Source organism: Streptomyces sp. P3, from assembly GCF_003032475.1.
Classification (GTDB): domain Bacteria; phylum Actinomycetota; class Actinomycetes; order Streptomycetales; family Streptomycetaceae; genus Streptomyces.
The window spans coordinates 6,750,491-6,768,716 of sequence record NZ_CP028369.1; the positions used below are offsets into that span (position 1 = coordinate 6,750,491).

General features: G+C 72.3%; 15 protein-coding genes. 6 read left to right on the plus strand and 9 right to left on the minus strand.

The window, feature by feature from the left end; genetic code table 11:
* Window positions 1-17 precede the first annotated feature (17 nt).
* Complete coding sequence (locus C6376_RS29620) at window positions 18-1,994, plus strand: aromatic amino acid lyase (protein WP_107446213.1); 1,977 nt, start codon at window positions 18-20, stop codon at window positions 1,992-1,994.
* Between the two features lie 22 nt (window positions 1,995-2,016).
* Here C6376_RS29620 and C6376_RS29625 read toward each other — a convergent pair whose 3' ends face one another.
* Window positions 2,017-3,387, minus strand: coding sequence for a glycoside hydrolase family 43 protein (locus C6376_RS29625; RefSeq protein ID WP_107446214.1), 1,371 nt, complete (start codon window positions 3,385-3,387; stop codon window positions 2,017-2,019).
* Window positions 3,388-3,596: 209 nt separating this feature from the next.
* Between C6376_RS29625 and C6376_RS29630 the strand changes: the two genes are divergently transcribed.
* Window positions 3,597-4,013 (plus strand): ankyrin repeat domain-containing protein, encoded by a 417-nt coding sequence (locus tag C6376_RS29630; protein ID WP_107446215.1) that lies wholly within the window; start codon window positions 3,597-3,599, stop codon window positions 4,011-4,013.
* A 103-nt stretch (window positions 4,014-4,116) separates the two neighbouring features.
* Here C6376_RS29630 and C6376_RS29635 read toward each other — a convergent pair whose 3' ends face one another.
* The 7 genes from C6376_RS29635 to C6376_RS29665 form a co-directional block, all read right to left on the minus strand.
* On the minus strand, window positions 4,117-4,722 hold the full coding sequence (locus tag C6376_RS29635; protein WP_107446216.1) for an ATP/GTP-binding protein: 606 nt from the start codon (window positions 4,720-4,722) through the stop codon (window positions 4,117-4,119).
* The gene (locus C6376_RS29640; RefSeq protein ID WP_107446217.1) at window positions 4,709-5,071 is read right to left on the minus strand and encodes a DUF742 domain-containing protein; all 363 of its coding nucleotides are present in this window, start codon (window positions 5,069-5,071) and stop codon (window positions 4,709-4,711) included. Before C6376_RS29640 ends, C6376_RS29635 begins: the two co-directional genes overlap by 14 nt.
* A gap of 1 nt (window position 5,072) precedes the next feature.
* Complete coding sequence (locus C6376_RS29645) at window positions 5,073-5,507, minus strand: roadblock/LC7 domain-containing protein (RefSeq protein WP_107449269.1); 435 nt, start codon at window positions 5,505-5,507, stop codon at window positions 5,073-5,075.
* Window positions 5,508-5,518: 11 nt separating this feature from the next.
* A complete protein-coding gene (locus C6376_RS29650; protein WP_107446218.1) occupies window positions 5,519-8,338 on the minus strand; it encodes a nitrate- and nitrite sensing domain-containing protein in 2,820 nt (939 codons plus the stop codon).
* A gap of 47 nt (window positions 8,339-8,385) precedes the next feature.
* Window positions 8,386-9,393 (minus strand): substrate-binding domain-containing protein, encoded by a 1,008-nt coding sequence (locus tag C6376_RS29655; RefSeq protein WP_107446219.1) that lies wholly within the window; start codon window positions 9,391-9,393, stop codon window positions 8,386-8,388.
* A gap of 649 nt (window positions 9,394-10,042) precedes the next feature.
* Entirely contained in the window at window positions 10,043-10,504 is a 462-nt protein-coding gene (locus tag C6376_RS29660) for a DUF6114 domain-containing protein (RefSeq protein ID WP_107446220.1), read from the minus strand.
* A complete protein-coding gene (locus C6376_RS29665; protein ID WP_107446221.1) occupies window positions 10,504-11,169 on the minus strand; it encodes a DUF6230 family protein in 666 nt (221 codons plus the stop codon). The genes C6376_RS29660 and C6376_RS29665 overlap by 1 nt, the downstream gene beginning before the upstream one ends.
* 684 nt (window positions 11,170-11,853) lie before the next feature.
* On the opposite strand from C6376_RS29665, the gene C6376_RS29670 reads away from it, so the two are divergent.
* The gene (locus C6376_RS29670) at window positions 11,854-12,495 is read left to right on the plus strand and encodes a Tat pathway signal sequence domain protein (protein ID WP_107446222.1); all 642 of its coding nucleotides are present in this window, start codon (window positions 11,854-11,856) and stop codon (window positions 12,493-12,495) included.
* A gap of 40 nt (window positions 12,496-12,535) precedes the next feature.
* Here the strand turns inward: C6376_RS29670 and C6376_RS29675 are convergent, their stop codons facing one another.
* On the minus strand, window positions 12,536-13,474 hold the full coding sequence (locus C6376_RS29675) for a lytic polysaccharide monooxygenase (RefSeq protein WP_107446223.1): 939 nt from the start codon (window positions 13,472-13,474) through the stop codon (window positions 12,536-12,538).
* A gap of 387 nt (window positions 13,475-13,861) precedes the next feature.
* Between C6376_RS29675 and C6376_RS29680 the strand changes: the two genes are divergently transcribed.
* The 3 genes from C6376_RS29680 to C6376_RS29690 all read left to right on the plus strand — a co-directional run bounded on the left by C6376_RS29680 (window position 13,862) and on the right by C6376_RS29690 (window position 18,207).
* Window positions 13,862-15,676 carry a S8 family serine peptidase gene (locus C6376_RS29680; protein ID WP_107446224.1) on the plus strand — a complete coding sequence of 605 codons (1,815 nt, stop codon included), beginning with the start codon at window positions 13,862-13,864 and terminating at the stop codon, window positions 15,674-15,676.
* Window positions 15,677-16,246: 570 nt separating this feature from the next.
* A complete protein-coding gene (locus tag C6376_RS29685) occupies window positions 16,247-16,897 on the plus strand; it encodes a ScbR family autoregulator-binding transcription factor (RefSeq protein WP_107446225.1) in 651 nt (216 codons plus the stop codon).
* Window positions 16,898-17,004: 107 nt separating this feature from the next.
* Window positions 17,005-18,207 carry a damage-control phosphatase ARMT1 family protein gene (locus C6376_RS29690; RefSeq protein WP_107446226.1) on the plus strand — a complete coding sequence of 401 codons (1,203 nt, stop codon included), beginning with the start codon at window positions 17,005-17,007 and terminating at the stop codon, window positions 18,205-18,207.
* Window positions 18,208-18,226 lie beyond the last annotated feature (19 nt).

An 18,226-nucleotide genomic window follows, 5' to 3' on the forward strand; every position in this document is an offset into this window, starting at 1 on the left:
ACCGACGCACCGGACCGTTGGACACGCCGGCAGACGGAACGGCCCGGGTCGCCCCGCACGGAGAGGGCGCCCGGGTCGTCCTGGACGGAACCGCCCTCACCGTCGGCGAGCTGATCGCGCTCGCCGACGGCGCGGCCGTGCCCGTGGTGGCCCCCGAGGCCCGGGAGCGGGCCGTGCGCTCCTGGCGGACGGCCCGGCGGCTCGCCGCCGCCGGGCGGCTGTACGGCCGCGGCACCGGCGTGGGCGCCCAGCGCTCCGTGGCGGTCGACCAGGACGACGAGGTCGCGCACGGACTGCGCCTGCTGCGCAGCCACGCCGGCGGGGCGGGCGACCTGCTGCCCGGACGTCAGGTCCGGGCGATGCTCGCGATCCGCGCCAACCAACTCCTCGCCGGCGGTTCCGGCATCCAACCGGCCTTCGTCGACGCTCTCACCGAGGCCCTGCGGCTTCGCGTCCACCCGGCCGTCAGCGAATACGGCGGTGTCGGCACCGGCGACCTGACGGCGCTGGCCCAGACGGGTCTCACCCTCCTCGGGGAGCGGCCGTGGGCCGGCGAGGGGCCGGAAGGCACGACCGATCGGCCCGCGGTGCCCGAACTACCACGGCCCGGGCTGCCTGAACCACCTGCCCTGCCCGGACCGCCCGGACTGCCCGAGGGGCCTGCGGCGCCCGCCGCGCTCGCGGAGCCGGCAGCGCCCGTCGCGGCGATCGCTTCGGGCGAAGCGGACCGGAGTGTGACCGCCGGCCGCGCCAGGGATGCCGGGGCGCCCACGGAGCCGCCCCGCCGTGTGTCTGTCGCCGTGCACGCCTCCACGGCTACCGGCGCTCCCACGGCTGGCGCTCCCACCGCTCCCGGCGCTCTCACCGATTCCGGCGCACCCGCCGGGTCCGGCTCCCGCGGCAGGCCCGGGGCCCGGCTTGCCGACGGTTCTCGACTCGCCGCCGCTCTGGCCGCGTTGCCGGCCCCGCCGTCCGGACCGGCCGACCGCCCCGAGCACGCTCCCGTCGGCTCCGTGCCGGGCCGGGCCCTCGCGCCGCTCCCCGGCCGCGTCCCGGTCCCCGTCGTCCTGCAGGCCGGGGACGCTCTCGCGCTGCTCAGCAGCAATGCCCTGGCATTGGCGCAGGCGGCTCTGGCGCAGGGTGAGGTGGGGATGCTCTTGCGGGCCACCCACGCCGTCGCCGCTCTTTCACTCGTCGCGGTGTCCGGGTCGCCCCAGGCGTACGCGGCGCCGGTGCACGCGCTGCGGCCCTACCCCGGCGCGGCCCACGCGGCAGGCGAGGTACGGCGGCTGCTCGGACTGCCCGGCCGGCCGCCGCCCGACCCGGGCAGCCGGGTCCAGGACCCCTTCGGGTTCCGCGCCTTCCCCCAGGTGCACGGGTGCGCCCTGGACGCCTGCGAACGACTGCGCGAGGTCGTAGAGGTGGAGATCAACTGCCCGTCGGAGAATCCCCTCATGGATCCCGACGGCGCGGCGGCCTACCACCACGGCGGGTTCTTCGCCGCTCCGCTGGGCCTCGCCCTGGACGCGTGCGCACTCGCGCTGCTGCAGACCGCACAGCTCTCCGCGGCCCGCCTGGCCGCGCTCGGCGACCCCGGGCTGACCGGACTGCCCGCCTTCCTCGGCGCAGGGCCCGCGAGCAGCTCGGGCGCGATGATCCTCGAGTACACCGCCAACTCGGCGCTCGCGGAGCTGCGTTCCTGTGCGATGCCCGCGTCGGCGGGGCACGCCGTCCTGTCGCGGGGCCTGGAGGAGGCCGCCAGCTTCGCCGGTCAGGCCGCCCGCCAGGCCTTGCGCGCGGCGCACGCCTACGCCGTCGTCGTCGCCTGCGAACTCGTCGCATCGGTACGGGCGTTGAGGATGCTGCCGGGGTCGCCGCCGGTCGCCGCCTTCGCGGCGGCGGCGGCCGCCCTGCCCGCAGGCACGGACGACCGTCCGCTCACCGACGACGTGACGGCGGCCGTCGAACTGCTGCCGCTCCTGGCGCGGTTGTGAGGCCGTCGCCGAAGCGGCCGCCTCAGTACCCCACGTAGAACGTCGCGTCCTGCTTCTCCGTCGCCGTCGAGACGGGATCGATGCGCAGGACGTAGTTCGCGTGCCGGATGTACCGGGTGGGGTTGTTGTACGAGCGGAACGACGACCAGCCGGCGTCCGCCAGCCCCGCCGTCCGGTAGAACGTCGCGTCCCCGGCGAACGTCGACGTGCCGTCGTTCACGTCGAGTTGGAGTGCGTAGTTGTAGTGCCGCAGGTAGCGGGTCGGGTAGTTCACGGAGCGGAAGGAGACGCCGGAGCTGTCCGCGAGGCCCGGCACCAGGGTCCACTGCGAGTCCTTGTACGGCTCGACGGGGTACTCGTCGATCCGGCCGACGTAGTTGGAGTGGCGCACGTAACGGGCCGGGAAGTTGTAGGACTTGAGGCGGTTCCAGGCCGGGGCGCCCCACTTCGCCACGAGGTTGTCGTACTGGGTCGAGGTGATCGTCGTGATGCCGCAGTGCTTGGAGTTGACCGGCTGGGTGTAGGCCTTCTGGTCCAGCGCGGTCCAGGTGCCGGCCGACAGGTCGGAGGACTGCCAGGCGTAGAAGACGCCGTTGGGGGTGTAGGTGTCGCCCCACAGGTACCAGGTGCCGGAGGTGAGGGACTTGACCAGGGTCGGGGCCTCCGTGCCGCCGTGGGAGACGGCGGTGCTGAAGGGCGTGAAGCTGCCGGGGTTCAGGGAGCTGGACCTGGCGCCGAGAAGGGTGCCGTTCTTCTTGAAGTAGAGGTAGTTGACGCCGTTCACGCCGACGGCCATGTCGCCGTCGATCACGTCGTAGCCGGGGTCGAAGAAGACCTGGGGGGCCGAGACCGTGACGAAGTCGGTGGTGTAGTTGACCATGATGACGTTGTGGCCGCTGCTGTTGACGGCGGAGTAGATGAGCGCGTACTGGCCGCGGCTCGCGTCCCAGAAGGCCTCCGGCGCCCAGCTGTGGGTGTTCATGTCGTGCAGCTTCAGCCGGTGGTATCCGGTGAAGGTGCGCAGGTCGGTGGAGTTCCAGACGTGGACGTACTGACTGACGTAGTTCCAGTCCGTCCCCTTGAGGTCGGTGGCGAGCACGACGAAGGTGCCGTCCTGCTTGCGCAGGATGAACGGGTCGCGCAGGCCGAGCGCGCCCTCGGTGGGGGTGACCACGGGGTTGTTCTGGTTGAGCGGCATCCAGCGCAGCCCGTCCGTGCTGACCGCCAGATGCAGTCCGTAGTCGGTGCCGTCGCCGAGATTCGTCGACTCGGTGAAATAGGCCATCACGTACGCGGAGTCGGCCGCGTGGGCGGACGGGACGCCGAGAGTGAGGGCCAGGGGGACGGAGGCGGCCGCGCCGAGGAAGAGGCGGCGGGACGGGTTGGGGGTCATGTGCGCTCCAGGGGGATACAGCGGGGTGCCCGGATACCACGTCGGTTCGACATTTCGAACCAAGTTCGGTGAGTCGGTCAGAAGGTAGGGGCGCAAGGGGCGCACGTCAATCACTGGGACAGGCTTGGCGGCTTCCCGCCGCATTCCTGTGTGACGCTCATGAGGAATACCGGCGACGTCTGCGCCGCAGCGGACTAAGGTCGGCGCCCGTGAACAGGAGACGGCGGAAGAAACTGACGAAGCGTCTGGTGTGCGCGGCGAGGTTCGAGGACGGGAAGGGCGTCGGCCGGTTGCTCGAGGCCGGCGCCGACCCGGCGGCGGCCGACGCCGAGGGGACGACTCCGTTGTACGCGGCCTGCGTCCAGGGCGAAGCCGAGACGGCCCGCAGACTCCTCGAGGCCGGGGCACCGCCCGACGCCGAGAGCGCCGGCCTCGGCGCCGAGGGAACTCCCCTGTGTGCGGCGGCCTGTTGGGGACACGTCGAAACCGTCCGCGTCCTCCTCGCCCATGGCGCCGACCCCAACCGCCGCGAGGACCACGGCACGGGCATGACGCCCCTGCAGTGGGCGGCCGCGGGACCCCACCCGCAGACGATCGCCGTACTGCGCGAGGCCGGAGCCCACTGAGCGCGGTGAGCCCGCGGTGAGCCCGTTGAGCACCGAGGGGCGGTGAGGGGCGCCGAGGGGCGGCGCGCGCCCGCCGGGCGCGCGCCGCCGCGGCCGAGAGGCACTAACCCCGCCGGGCCCCGGCGGTGACATCGTCGATCAGGTGGTCGATCAGCGCGATCAGCACCTCCCGGCACGACTCCCGCTCGCGCGCGTCGCAGAGCAGCACCGGAACGTGCGCCGGCAGTGCCAGCGACTCCCTGATGTCCTCGATGGGGTAGGGGTGCAGCCCGTGGAAGCCGTTCACCGCGATGACGAACGGGATGCCCCGGCGCTCGAAGAAGTCGACGGCGGCGAAACTGCACTCGGGCCGGCGCACGTCGATGAGGACCACCGCCCCGAGCGCACCGATCGCCAGGTCGTTCCACATGAACCAGAACCGTTGCTGGCCCGGCGTGCCGAAGAGGTACAGCACCAGGTCGTCGCCGATGGTGATGCGCCCGAAGTCGAGGGCCACGGTGGTGGACCGCTTGGCCTCGATGCCCTTCAAGTCGTCGACGTCCAGGCCGGCGACGGTGAGCGGTTCCTCGGTGCGCAGGGGCACGATCTCGCTGACCGCCCCGACCATGGTGGTCTTGCCGACGCCGAAGCCGCCGGCGACGAGGATCTTCACGGTGTCCGGCGCCGCCGCCGACCCGCCGACGGGCGCGGCGCTGTCAGATCCGGCCAAGGCCGTCCCTCACTTTCTGCAGCAGGTCCAGGTCCAGGTCCGCGGAACCGGTGACCGAGCGGGGTGCCCGGGCCGTGATCAGGCCGGCCTCCAGCAGGTCGCAGAGCATGATGACGACCACGCTCACCGGCAGGTCGAGATGGGCCGCGAGCTCCGCCACCGCGACGGGCCGGGCGCACAGCCGCAGGATGCGGGCGTACTCCGGCTGCGGCCGCGCCACCCGGGCGGGCGGCGGGTGCACCGCCGTGACCGTCGTGATGAGCGTGAAGTCGGCGCGGCTGGGCCGGGTCCGTCCACCGGTCAGGGCGAACGGTCTGACCAGCCGGCCCGCTTCGTCGCCTCCGCTCACCTCACCCGCCGTGGGTGCGCACGGCGGGACCGACATGGGCCCGCGGCGCCGCGCTGAGGTGCTCGCCGATCTTCTTCACCAGCATGTTCATCTGGTACGCCACCACGCCGACGTCCGCGTTCTTGCCGGCCAGTACCACGAGATGGGCGCCCGGACCGGCCGAGGTCAGGATCAGGTAGGTGTGGGCCATCTCGATGAGGGCCTGGCGCACCGGGCCGCCCCGGAAGTCCATGCTGACGCCCTTGCTGAGGCTCATCAGCCCGGACGCCGTCGCCGCCAGCCGTTCGGCGTCCTCGCGCAGGAAGCCGGTGGACTTGCTGACCACCAGTCCGTCCTCGGAGAGGACCACGGCCTGGTTGACGTCGGCGACGCGGTCCACGAGACCGGTGAGCAACTGGTCGAGCTGGCTGTTCGTGCCGGGGAGGGAGGGTGTCATGGCGGTGTCCTTCATGAGCGGTCGGCGGGCGGGGTCGGGTTCTTGGCGGCGCCCGCGGCGGTCACCGGCGGGCCGGGGGTCTCCTCGGCGGTCGTCTTCCGAGGATCGGACGGCGGCCGGCCGGCGTCGGCGTGCGCCCGCAGCGTGCCGCGCTGGAATCCGGCGAGGGACGACGCGGCGCGCTCTGCGGTGAAGTCGTCCGGGACACGGTCGTCCTCGACGGTGTCGGCGCACGACGCGTCCTCGCGCAGTTCGTCCGCGAGGCTGGTCTGCGGGATCCGGCGCGGCAGCGGGGTGAGGCCGCCGGGGCGGGAGCCGGCGGCGGGCGCGCCGGCCGCGCCGGCGGAAGGTTCGTGCGCCCGGCCGGAGGTGTTGCGGACCGGCAGGGGGGACGGGGTCCGGTCTCCGGGCCGGCCGTCGTCCCGGCTGCGGTCCCGGTCCGGGGCGACGCGGTTGGGGTTCCCGCCGTGGCCGTCCCGCTCCGGGTCCTGGCCGGGAACGGGGGACGCGTCCTCGTCGGGCCGGGGCCGGCCGTGCCCGTTCTCCCCGCCGGACACGCTCCGCGCTCCCTTCGGGGACTCGTCCGCGGCAGCGAGGCCCTCGCGCGGCACACCGGGGCCGCCGTGCGCCGCAGGGGGAGCCGTGCGCGCCGCGTGGGGGGAGTGCGCCGGCTCCCCGCCGACGGCTTCCCGCGCGTCGTCGTGCCCCTCGCGCGCCGGGCCCGGCGCACCCTGCCCCGGGGGCGGGTCGTCGGCCTCTCCCCGGCCGGCGCCGGCCTCCGTCTCCGCTTCCGCCTCCGCCTCCGATTCCGTCGCAGTCGCAGTCGCAGCCTCGGCCACGGGTCCGGCGGACGTCGCCGCGCGGGAGATCCCGACAGCCGGGTCCTCGGGGTCCGGGGACTCGCGGACCACGACCTCGTGCGGCAGCAGCACGATCGCGGTGGTGCCGCCGTACGGCGAGGAGCGCAGGGTCACGCCGATGCCGTGCCGGGTCGCCAGCCGGGCGATCACGAACATGCCCAGCCGCAGGTCGTCGGCGAGCGCCACCACGTCGAACTGGGGAGGGACCGCCAGTTGCGCGTTGAACGAGGCGTAGTCCTCCGCCGACATGCCCAGGCCGCGGTCCTCGACCTCGATCGCGAGCCCCCTGGCGACCAGTGTGGCCCGCACCCCGACCGGGCCGGGCGCCGGCGAGTAGGAGGTCGCGTTGTCGATGAGCTCGGCGAGCAGATGGATGACGTCCGCCACGGCGGGCGGCGCGATGCACACCTCCTCCTCCGTGTGCACCTCCACCCGCCGGTACTCGGCGACCTCCCCGACGGCGCTGCGCAGGATGTCGGTGAGCGCCACCGGCTCCGACCAGCTGCGCCCGGGCCGGCCGCCACTGATGATGACGAGGTTCTCCTCGTAGCGGCGCAACTGGCTCGCCGTGGAGTCCAGTTCGTACAGACCGGCGAGGACGTCCGGGTCCTGGTGCCGGCGCTCCAGTGCGTCGAGCTTGCTGAGCTGGAGGTTGACCAGGTTCTGGCTCTGCCGGGCGATACCGAGGATGACCTTCTCGAAGCCGCGCCGGGTGTCGGCGAGTTCCACCGCGGTGAGCACGGCGGTGCGCTGCGCCGTGTTGAACGCCTTGGCCACCTGGCCGAGTTCGTCGCCACCGTAGTCCAGTGGCGGGGTCTCGGCGTCCACGTCGACGGTCTCCCCGCGGTCCAGCCGGGCCACCACGTCCGGCAGCCGCTCGTGCGCCAGACTCAGCGTGGCCATGCGCAGTCCGCGCAGCCGCCGGGACAGCGACCGGGTGATCCGCCACGACATGCCGACGCACAGCAGCAGGGCGACGAGACCGCCGGCGCTCAGCGAGGCGGCGGTGAGGAGCAGCCCGTGCGCTTCGTCCGCGCTGCGCTGCAGCAGGTGCGCGGTCTGCTGCCGGATCAGCTTCTCGTACGCGTCGGAGACGTCGATCAGGGCGGCGCGCCACTCCTTCTGCACGTCCGGCAGCGCGATCTGGCCGTTCTCGCCCTGCTTCGTCCGGGCAGCGAGCACCTTGTCCTCGACGGCCTCCAGTGTCTGCCACTGGTAACTCGTCAGGATCTCCTCGGTCTGCGCCTTCGCGGCGCCGGTCAGCGAGGGCACGATCTGGTCCTGCACCAGCCAGCGCCGGCTGTTCACCAGCTGTGCGAACTCGGCCCACGCCTTGTCGTCCATCCGCCCCGCGGGCCCGGCCAGCGTCAGGTTCAGGTCCTCCTCGGAGACCAGCTCGGCCGCGTGTTCGAGGGCGATGAGCGGGCCGGCCTGCGAGGTGAGGTCGCCGTCGTCGACCTGGGACAGCTCCTGGAAGGCGTGGATCTGGTCGTCGATGATCGAGGTGTACTGGTCCAGTGCCTGTGCGGCGGTGATGTCGACCGGGGCGTCCACCTGACCACGGTAGTACTCGAGGCTGCTCACCGAGGCGACGACCGAGTAAAGCCGGTCCCGGACGCGGGCGGGCGCCCGCTGGATGTCGTCCGCGTGCGCGACCAGTTTGGCGACCGCCACGTCCGTCTTCGCGCGCTGGGCCTCCAGCGCGGGCCGGGAACCCGCGGGCCGCGAGGTCAGCCACACCGCCGACAGGCTGCGTTCCCGCTGCAGGGCGAGCGTCGCCTCGGTGCCCATGGCGCCGGTGGAGCGGCTCAGTTCGGTCTGCTCGCGCAGCCGCAGTCCCTCCGAGAACATCTGTGTCGTCGTCACACCCCACATGGCGGCCAGGGTGACGCTGGGCACCAGTGCGAGAAGGAACAGTGAGAGACGTATGGAGCCGAGACGGCGGCGCCGGGCACCTGTCCGTGGAGACATAGTCGTCCTAGGGCGATCAGCGGGGGGAGGGGGCGGTCGAAGACGGGTCAGCGGGTTCCTGCGGCGGCCAGGCGGGCGACGTCGGAGACGTTGGTCTTCGTGACGAAGGCCGGGCCGGTCAGCACGGGCGCGACGCCGCCGCCGCTGACGTTGCCGTTGGTCCTGTGGAGCCACAGCCCGTCCACGGCCAGATACCCCTGCAGGTAGGGCTGTTGGTCCACCGCGAACTGCACGTGACCGTCGCGGACGGCGGTGACCAGGTCCTTGTCGAGGTCGAAGGTGGCGACCTCGGCCTTGCTGCCGGCCTCGTCGGCCGCCCGCACCGCGGCGAGCGCGAACTGCGCGCCGAGGGTGATGATCTCGTCGATGTCGGGGTCCTGCCGCAGCCGGGTCGTCAGCGCGGCGGTCGTGGCGTCCATGTCCGTCCCGTCGACGTAGAGCATCCGGGTCTCACCGTCGAAGGTCTTCTTCACGCCCGCGCAGCGCGCCTCCAGCGCGACGTTTCCCTGCTCGTGGATGACGCACAGGGCGTGTCTCACCCGCAGGGCGTCGAGCTTGTCGCCGACGGCGCGGCCCGCCACGCTCTCGTCCTGGCCGAAGTACTCCAGGAGCCCCAGCGAACGCCAGGCGTCGATACCGGAGTTGAGGCCGACGACAGGTATGCCCGCCGCCTTGGCCTCGGCCACCGGACTCCTCATGGCCTGCGGTTTGGCCAGGGTCACGGCGATGCCGTCGACGTGCTCGCGGATCGCCTCCCGCACCAGTTCGGCCTGTCCGGCGGGGTCGGAGTCGCTGGTGTAGGTCAGATCGACGCCGTCCTTGGCGGCCGCCGCCTGCGCCCCCCTGCGCACCAGCTCCCAGAAGGGATCCTTCGCGGCGCCGTGGGTGACCAGGGCGACCTTGAGCCGGCCACTCGCGCCGGCCGCCCCGTCCGCGCCGGACGATGCGGCGCCGGTGCAGCCGGCGAGCAGGAGGCAGCAGGCCGCGGCGAGGGCGGCCAGACGCAGGGTTGCGCCGGGACACGGACCGGCGGGAGCGGGGACGGGAGTGTTCATGGGGGGCTGCACCTCGCTGGGCGGCAGAGCAGGAGGACGGGGCGAGCGCCGCCGGAACGCAGGGGTGTGCACCGGCGGAGGACGTGCGTTGGCTCGGAGCCAACCGCGTGTGACCACTGGTAGTCAAGTGAGCACCCACCAGGAGTGAGGAGACGCAGCCGCATTGTGATCCGGAACGCGGTGAACAGGGGAGTCCGGGCGTAAGTGCGCTGGTGGGTTGACCGTTGGTCAGTCCAGGCGGAATCCCCTCTCGTGCGTCGTCGCACCCCTCCCCCCGCCCGTCACGCGCCCTGTGACCGGCGTGATGCCCACCGCGCGGCGGAGCGCCGTCGCACCCGCACGTCCGGGCCGCCGGCGGCAGACCCGTGCGCCGCCGCGGGGGTGACCGGGTGGCGCCGCGGGGGTGACCGGGTGGCGTCCGCGAGGGCCGGGTCGCCCCGGAGCGCCGGATGCCCGGCGCCTCGGCGCGGGACGGCCGGTGTCGGGTCTCCGTCGCGAAGTTCTCGGTGGCCGGACAGGGGAGGGCCGAGGCCACGAGCGTGGCCGCGTGGGCCCGGGCCCGGGCCCGGCGCACGACCGGCGGGGCCGGAGGCGGCCCGCTGTGCGCAGGTCGTCCCGGCCCCGCCGGTGAGGTGAGGCAAGGTCGTCGTCAGGCGGGCTTGCCCGTGTCGGGCAGCGGTCCGCTCTTCAGGAACGTCTCCGTCGTCGACGGCCCCTGGTTCCCCTCGCGCCGCTTGCGGCGGCTCACGCGAGGCTCCTGGTCGGGCAGCCAGCCGAAGGCCACCGAACTGCCCACGACGCCCAGCAGCAGGCCCACGACGAAGCCGCCGATGTTGGAGGTGAGCCATGTGCCCAGGGAGAGCAGGATGGCGATGATCGAGTAGAACAGCCGCTGAGTCGGGTTGAACAGGATCAGCAGGCCGCAGAGCACCATCAGGGTCGGCAGGAGGTAACCCGCCAGACCCTGCATGCCGACGTGCAGGATGACCGGAAGCGGTGCCTTCATGGTCACCAGGATCTCGGCGCCGCCCAGGACGAGCATCAGGCCGCCCGCGAAGGGCCGGTGGCCTCTCCACCTGCGGAAGCGGTCCCGCCACTGGGTGAAGGTCATTACTTGCAGCCCTCGCTGGAGAAGCTCATCTTCAGTCCGGGGAGCTTGAAGACGGCGGCGGTGGCCGCGTAGTTGTGCTGGTACAGGTTCTTGATGACGACCGTGTCGGCCTGCTGGCCGTAGACGCCCGCGGGACCCTGGATCGGGACCTTGTCGAAGGTGCTCGAGTCGCGGCCGATCTCGATGTTGTTGAACTCGGCGTCGCCGGAGATCTCGTCCGAGTCGATGGCCAGGTTCTTCACGCTGACCGGGGTGGAGCCGCCGCCCGCCTTGAGCACGAGCTGGATGCCGCCGAGGTCGACGCTCTGGCACATGTTGGTGATCTTGCCGTTCTTCACGACCGAGGTGACGACCAGGACCTGACCGCCGGTGTCGCCCTGGTTGGGGCTGTTCTCGATCATGTTGTCGAGTCCGCCGAACTGCGCGAAACCCTCACCGTCGAGCCGGTCGGCGGTCACCACGAACGGCATCCCGGAGATCGCGAACTGCACGCCCAGGGCACCCTGGGCGGTGAGGACCGCGAGCCCCGCGGCGACGAAGGTGGCGGGCACCGCCATGACGGCGGCCCGGCGCAGCCGGACCCGGCCGCGTCTCTCTGCGGAACCGCTTTCGGGGTTCTCGGGGGTGTTGTCGGCGGACGAACTGACGTCCGGGGACGAGGCCATTTCTGCTCCCATGCGCTAAGTCGTGCGGGTTGGGCTTCAGCGGCACGTTGTCCTGGCGCGGACAGCGGCTGCTGCGCACGTCTCCTCGCAACTCCCGGAAGCCGCAAGGGCTTTCTCGTTACGCAGCAGTAGCCTTCGAGGAAGTTACCGATGGTTACACCGGCGGGTCAAGGGAGATGTGGAAAAAGAGTGTTCATTATGTGCCATCCCTCGACCGGGTGCGTCGCCGGGGGCTGTCGCATATATCTGCTTGGCCATCAACTTTGTTTCCTGGTCTTGACGTTGACTGACCATCAGGTCTACAACTGCCCTGGCTCAGCCCGGATCCGTGGCGCCGGATCCGCAGCGCGACGACCTCGTTCGCGCTCCCGGACTCATTCAGCCAGTACGGGCCCTCGGTCCCGCGCTCGATCCCTTCATGGCCGCCGGCCAAGCCGCTTCCCCCAGCGGCCCGAGACCGGCGGCCCTCTCCCGCCCGGCCCGTGCGGAGTCACTCACCAGTGACCTCCAGCACGGTCACCGGCCGCCTGCCGTTGCCGGTCCGTCGCGTACGGAGAAGGCGTCACGGGCCGGCAGCGGTGGACGCCTCCCGGTGTCCCCCCACGTCGCCACCAGCGACACGCCGGTTCACACCCACCGAGCAACTCCCCCCGGTACAGCCCCACTTCCGAAAGAGGCACTCGAATGCGCACCCGCTCCCGCTCCCTCCTCGCCCTCGCCGGAACCGTCGCCGCGCTCTCCCTCACGGCCGTGACCCCGGCCTCCGCCGCGGGCGCGGTGCTGACGACGCCGGCCGGCGACGTGGCCGTCGGCGACGTCCTCAACGCCTCCCTGGCCAGCGGCACCAACGCCACCCTCTACTCCAGCGCGACCGGTACCAGCGGCCTGTCCTGCGCGGCGTCCGGGTTCACCGCGACCGTCAGCGACAACCCCACCGCGCCCGGCACCGCCACCGAGTCGCTCAGCGCGCACACGTTCGGCAGCTGCACCACCAACGTGTTCGGAGTGCTCGGCGTCACCAGCATCACGGTCAACGCGCTGCCCTACACCAGCAGCGTGGCATCCGACGGCACCGTCACCGTGACCCCGGCGTCCGGCTCCGTCATCCAGACCACGGTCGTGCTGCGCACCCTGCTCGGCAGCATCAACTGCGTCTACCAGGCGCCCAGCCTGTCCGGCACGGCGAGCAACACCGACAACAGCATCTCGTTCGTCAACCAGCAGTTCACCAAGTCGTCCGGTTCGTCGCTCTGTTTCGCCAACGGTTTCTTCACCGCGAAGTACGCCCCGGTGACCGACGGGGGCCAGGCCGTCACCGTCAACTGACGAACTGACGGGGACCACTGAACGCCGTGCGACCCGGGTCTCAGCGCCGACGCAGGCGCACGGTCAGGGCGGCGCCGCCGGTGAGCAACAGCACCACGGCGGCGCCGCCCGCCAGCACGGGCGCGGACGGCCCCGAGCCACCCGTGTCCGCGGCCACCGGCGTGCTCTGCGGCGCCGCGGCGGCCTGCGCCGGCGAGACCCCGGTGACCGGCGACGCCGACGGGCCGGCGGGGTCCGGGATCGCCGTCGGACTCGGGCTCGAGGACGCCGTACGCGGCGCCGAAGTGGCGGACGCCCTGCTCGTCGGCGTGCTCCGAGCCTTTCCTTCCGTAACCGTTTGCGGGAACACCACGTCCGAACACGAGTAGTACGTGTCGGGCGTGCTGCTGTTCTGCCAGATCGTGTACAGCACCTGACGTCCCGTCCGGTCGGCGGGCAGCTTCGCCGTGAAACGGTAGGCGCCGTTCGTCAGCGCGGGGTTCCGCACCTCCGCGAACGGACGCTCGGGCAGATCGGACCAGGTGAGCGGTTTCGACGGGTCGTATCCCGGCTTGGTCAGATACAGCTTGAAGGTGCCCTCGTGGGCGATCGTCGAGGCGTACGTCATCCGCAGCGTGCCCCCCGGCGTCAGCCGCGTGGACGGCCAGTCGGCGCGGGCCAGGTCGAGCCCCCGGTAGGCGGCCAGACCGCCGCTGCACAACCGCCCGTCGGGGACGGTCTGCCGGTCACGGCCGTTCACGTCGGCCACGCGCAGGTTGTCCCAGGCGGCGAAGGACGTGCCGTTGGCCCTGAGCGCCGCCCGGCAGGCCGCAGAGCCGGCGTCGGCGCCGCCCTCGGGCGAGCAGGCGTACACCCGGCTGACCGGGTCGGTCGGCGCGCCGTGCGCCTGGGCCGGTCCGGCGGCCCACAGGCCCAGCAGGAGCGGCCCGGCGACGGCGGTGGCCAGTGCCGCGGTGCGGTGTGCGGTCGTGCGGGGCATCGGGGACGTCTCCTCGGCCGGCGCGGGAACGGTCTGCCGTCAGTACGGGAACGCGGCCGCCTGCGTTCAACCCGCCCGCCCAGGGCCTTGTTGGCCTGTACCACCGCGCCAAATCGGTCGATCACCGGCCGATCGTGCGGGCCGCGGGGGAGCTGTCGGCCGGGTCGAGGGTTTCCCCTGTATCCGCACGACTGTTGCTCTGCCTATCGTTCGTTCACAGCCGAACCACAGGTGACCCCGAGCGGATCGGCTGCCCGCGCGCCACGGCCGGCCTTCTGCGCTGCTCTTCGATACACCCCCCGCCGATTCACCCCCCGCCGCTTCGACGTCGAAGCGAATCGCCCGCCGCTCCGCCCTGTCCGGAACCGGCCACCGAAAGGCACGCTCTTGCGCACCACACCTGCCTTGAGACGGAAGCTCATATCCGTCGCCGCGGTCTCCGCCGCCCTGCTCACCGCCGCCTCGACCGCCTCCGCCGTCGCTGTCCAGGAAACCGCTTCCGCGGCTTCCGGCATCCCCGCTGCGCAGACCGAGGCCGCTCCCGGCGCCCCCGCCGAGCGCCTCATCGTCGGCTACAGGTCCGGCGTCGCCGAAGCCACGTCGAACCCGGCCGCCGAGGCCGACGCCGCCGCCAAGGGCAAGGCGGCCGGCGAGGACGTCGACTTCCAGCGCCGCCTCGGCACCGGCGCCGCCCTGGTCGACCTGGGCGAGGACCTCACGAAGGCGGACGTCGCCGACGTCGTCGCCCGCTACCAGGCCGACCCGCAGGTCGCCTACGTGGTCCCGGACCGCCTGAACAAGCCCCAGGCCGTCGACCCGAACGACACCGAGTACGCCAAGCAGTGGGACCTCTTCGAGTCCACGGCCGGTATGAACGTGCCGGGCGCCTGGGGCACTTCGACCGGCACCGGCGTGACCGTCGCCGTCATCGACACCGGTTATGTCGCCCACTCCGACCTCGCCGCGAACATCGTCGGCGGCTACGACTTCGTCTCCGACACCGCCGTGTCCGTCGACGGCGACGGCCGCGACTCCAACCCGGCCGACCCGGGCGACTGGTACAACGCCGACGAGTGCGGCGCGGGCATCCCCGCCAGCACCTCCTCCTGGCACGGTACGCACGTGGCCGGCACCATCGCGGCCGTCGCGAACAACGGCAAGGGCGTCGCGGGCATCGCGTACGGCGCCAAGATCTCCCCGCTGCGGGTGCTCGGCAAGTGCGGCGGTTACGACTCCGACATCATCGACGCCATCACCTGGGCGTCCGGCGGAACCGTTTCCGGTGTTCCCGCCAACTCCAACGTCGCCAAGGTCATCAACATGAGCCTCGGCGGCGACGGAGCATGCTCCCCGGCGACCCAGAGCGCCATCACCGGGGCCGTGAACCGCGGCACCACCGTCGTCGTGGCCGCGGGCAACGAGAGCGACAACGTCGCGAACCACAACCCGGGCAACTGCAACAACGTCATCTCGGTCGCCGCGACCAACCGCAGCGGCGCGAAGGCGTCCTACTCCAACTACGGCTCCCTCGTGGACATCTCGGCGCCGGGCGGCCAGACCAGCACCGGCACCACGAACGGCATCCTCTCCACGCTGAACTCCGGCGCGAAGACGCCGTCGAGCGAGTCGTACGCCTACTACCAGGGCACCAGCATGGCCACCCCGCACATCGCGGGCCTGGTCGCGCTCATGAAGTCGGCGAACCCCTCGCTGACCCCGGCGCAGATCGAGACGGCCATCAAGAACAACGCCCGTGCCCTGCCCGGCGCCTGCTCCGGCGGCTGCGGCGCGGGTCTGGCCGACGCAGCCAAGACGGTGCAGGCGGTGAGCGGATCCGGCGGCGGTTCCACGGGTGGCACCGTCTTCTCCAACACCAGCGCGCTCTCGATACCGGACAACGGCTCCGCCGTCGAGTCCTCGATCGCGGTCACCGGCCGCACGGGCAACGCGCCGTCCGCCCTTCAGGTCGGCGTCGACATCACCCACACCTACCGCGGCGACCTGGTGATCGACCTCGTCGCGCCCGACGGCACGGCCTACCGGCTGAAGGCGGCCAGCTCCTCCGACTCCGCGGACAACGTGGTTGCCACCTACACGGTGAACGCGTCCGGCGAGACCGCCAACGGCACGTGGAAGCTGCGCGTGCAGGACACGGCCGCACAGGACACGGGCAAGCTCAACAGCTGGAAGCTGACCTTCTAGGGGCGACTTCCGCGGTCGCCGTGAGCGACGAACCCATGGGGCGGGCCGACCGGTGTGCGAGACACCGGCCGGCCCGCCCTGCCGTCTGTCGCCGCCCTGCCGTTCCAGCGCTGCTTTCCGTTTCCGTCCTGCCCTCTGTTTCCGCAGCGCTTTCTGTTGCTGCGGTGGTTTTCTTCGCCGCACGTGTTTCCCGCTCCACCATCGGTTTCCGGCCTGTTGCCGGCGGCGGGTGCACGCCCCATGATGCGGGTACGTCTCCCGACCGAGGCCCTCCAAAGGGCGGTGACACGTGTCGGTTCGCCGCCGTCATCTGTCGGTCGGCGTGAAACAGCGTCAGAAACCGCGCACCCCGTCTTTTTTGATCCTCTCCGTCACCGTGCCGCAAGCGCGTCCCCTGTGGCAGGCTGTCCCCTGGAAGACCCTTTGCCGTAGGGCAAGTAGGGGGCGCGCAGGGGGAGTCGACGGCGCGCTCCCGTCCTGCCGGCTCACTCGCAGGGTGAGCTATGGTGTACACGGGGTAAGAAAAAACGGCATGACCCGTTCTTTACCGGCCCGGGAGAGTACCAGTCGATGGCGAGGCAGTTACGCGCCGAACAGACCCGCACGACGATCATCACGGCTGCCGCCGACCTGTTCGACCGGCACGGCTACGAGTCGACCAGCCTGAGCGACATCGTCGCGCACGCCCATGTCACCAAGGGGGCCCTCTACTTCCACTTCGCGGCGAAGGAGGACCTGGCGCACGCCATCATGGAGCTGCAGTCCAAGGCCGCCCGCCGGATCGCCGGCGAGATCGACGACCGCGGCGGCACCTCCCTCGAAGCCCTGATCCGTCTGACGTTCGGCCTGACCCGGCTCTGGGTCGAAGGGCCGATCGCCCGGGCCGGTCTGCGCCTGGCCACCGGCGGAGTCGCGGTCCGGCCCCCGTTGCCGCACCCCTTCACGGAGTTGCTGGACCTGATCTCCCGACGCCTCGTCGGCGCGGTGCGGGAGTCCGACATCCACGCCGACGTCGACCTCGACGCCGTCGCCCACTCGCTGGTCTGCTTCTTCGTCGGCACCCGCGTCGTCGGCCGCTCCCGCGAACCCACCGGCCGGCTGCCCCGCCGGATGGCCGAGATGTGGCACGTCCTCATCCGGGGCCTGGTACCGGTACCGCGTCGCCCACGCTATGTGAGCCTCGCCGCCCGACTCGAGCGGGAGACCATGGCGGCCGTGTGAGAGCCGTCGCCGCCGGGGAGGGGCGACGGCGGGCGATCGCGGCCGCCGGACGCGGCGCGGGTGCGGCCGGCGGGTGCGGTGCGCGACTGCGCGATACGGTGAACCGCATGCCCCACGCCGCCGCTCCGCCCGTGATCCTCGGCAATGAGCCGGGCTCGTTCCCCCACAGCGTCCTGGCGGAACGACACCCGGCGATCATCCGGCAGGTGCGGGAGGCCTTCCCCTACGGACCCGACCTCCACCGAGGCCTGGACGCGCTGCTGGCCGCCTGCGCCGACGGCGTGATCGACCCGCTGCCCGCCGACGCGCACGACCGCGACAGATGGCGCGTCTGGGGCCTCGACACGCACACGGGCCACTCCTGGTTCGACGTGCCGTGGCTGTGGTCGGAGAGCTACTTCTACCGCCGACTCCTCGAAGCGGTCGGCTACTTCGGTCCCGGGCCCTGGCAGGGCATCGACCCGTTCCGCCCGTTCAAGCTGGCCGAGCTCGAGGCGCCCGAAACCGACGAGGAACTGGCCGCGCTCGACGCCCTCGAGGGCCGCCCGGTCGAGGAACGGGACCGGGCCCTGCTGCACGGTTCCCTCTGGGGCAACCGGGCCGACCTCGGCTTCCGGCTCTCCGACGCCGGGGCCGAGCAACGGGCCGCCGTGCCGGGGCTCGTCGCCGACGACGCCGAGCGGCTCTGGCGGCTCCTGCCGCGGGCCGGGGCGGACAGCGGTGCCGGTTCCGGCTCCGGCACCGTGTGCCTCGTCGCCGACAACGCCGGACGCGAACTGGTGCCCGACCTGCTCCTGGCCGCGCACCTGCTCGCACACCGGCGGTGCGGGCGGGTCGCCCTGCACGTCAAGCCCTACCCGTACTACGTCTCGGACGCCACGACCGCGGACGTCGTCGACGCGGTGCGCAAACTGTCGGGAGCGCGGGGAGCGGCCGCCGACCACGGCCGCCGGCTGTGGCAGGCCATGGCGGACGGCACGCTCACGGTCCGCGCGCACCCGTTCTCCGCCGCCCCGCTGCCCTACGCGCGGATGCCGGACGACCTGCGGGCCGAGTTCGCCGCGGCAAAGCTGACGATCGTGAAGGGCGACCTCAACTACCGCCGGCTGGTGGGCGACAGCCGCTGGGCGCCCACCACCCCCTTCGCCGACGTCACCGCGTACTTCCCCGGCCCGGTCGCGGCGCTGCGCACGCTGAAGTCCGACGTGATCACCGGTCTCGATGCCGGTACGGAGGCCGCCCTGGCAGCGGCCGAGGGACAGCGCTGGCGCACCGGCGGCACGCACGCGCTCATCCAGGTACGGGAGTGAGCCGCCTACCGGTCGTCCG

Bases quoted from the DNA above. Each gene is read 5' to 3' on its own strand.
- C6376_RS29625 (WP_107446214.1), bottom strand. From the start codon at position 3,387: ATGACCCCCAACCCGTCCCGCCGCCTCTTCCTCGGCGCGGCCGCCTCC.
- C6376_RS29645 (WP_107449269.1), bottom strand. From the start codon at position 5,507: ATGACACCCTCCCTCCCCGGCACGAACAGCCAGCTCGACCAGTTGCTC.
- C6376_RS29650 (WP_107446218.1), bottom strand. From the start codon at position 8,338: ATGTCTCCACGGACAGGTGCCCGGCGCCGCCGTCTCGGCTCCATACGT.
- C6376_RS29655 (WP_107446219.1), bottom strand. From the start codon at position 9,393: ATGAACACTCCCGTCCCCGCTCCCGCCGGTCCGTGTCCCGGCGCAACC.
- C6376_RS29660 (WP_107446220.1), bottom strand. From the start codon at position 10,504: ATGACCTTCACCCAGTGGCGGGACCGCTTCCGCAGGTGGAGAGGCCAC.
- C6376_RS29665 (WP_107446221.1), bottom strand. From the start codon at position 11,169: ATGGCCTCGTCCCCGGACGTCAGTTCGTCCGCCGACAACACCCCCGAG.
- C6376_RS29670 (WP_107446222.1), top strand. From the start codon at position 11,854: ATGCGCACCCGCTCCCGCTCCCTCCTCGCCCTCGCCGGAACCGTCGCC.
- C6376_RS29675 (WP_107446223.1), bottom strand. From the start codon at position 13,474: ATGCCCCGCACGACCGCACACCGCACCGCGGCACTGGCCACCGCCGTC.
- C6376_RS29685 (WP_107446225.1), top strand. From the start codon at position 16,247: ATGGCGAGGCAGTTACGCGCCGAACAGACCCGCACGACGATCATCACG.
- C6376_RS29690 (WP_107446226.1), top strand. From the start codon at position 17,005: ATGCCCCACGCCGCCGCTCCGCCCGTGATCCTCGGCAATGAGCCGGGC.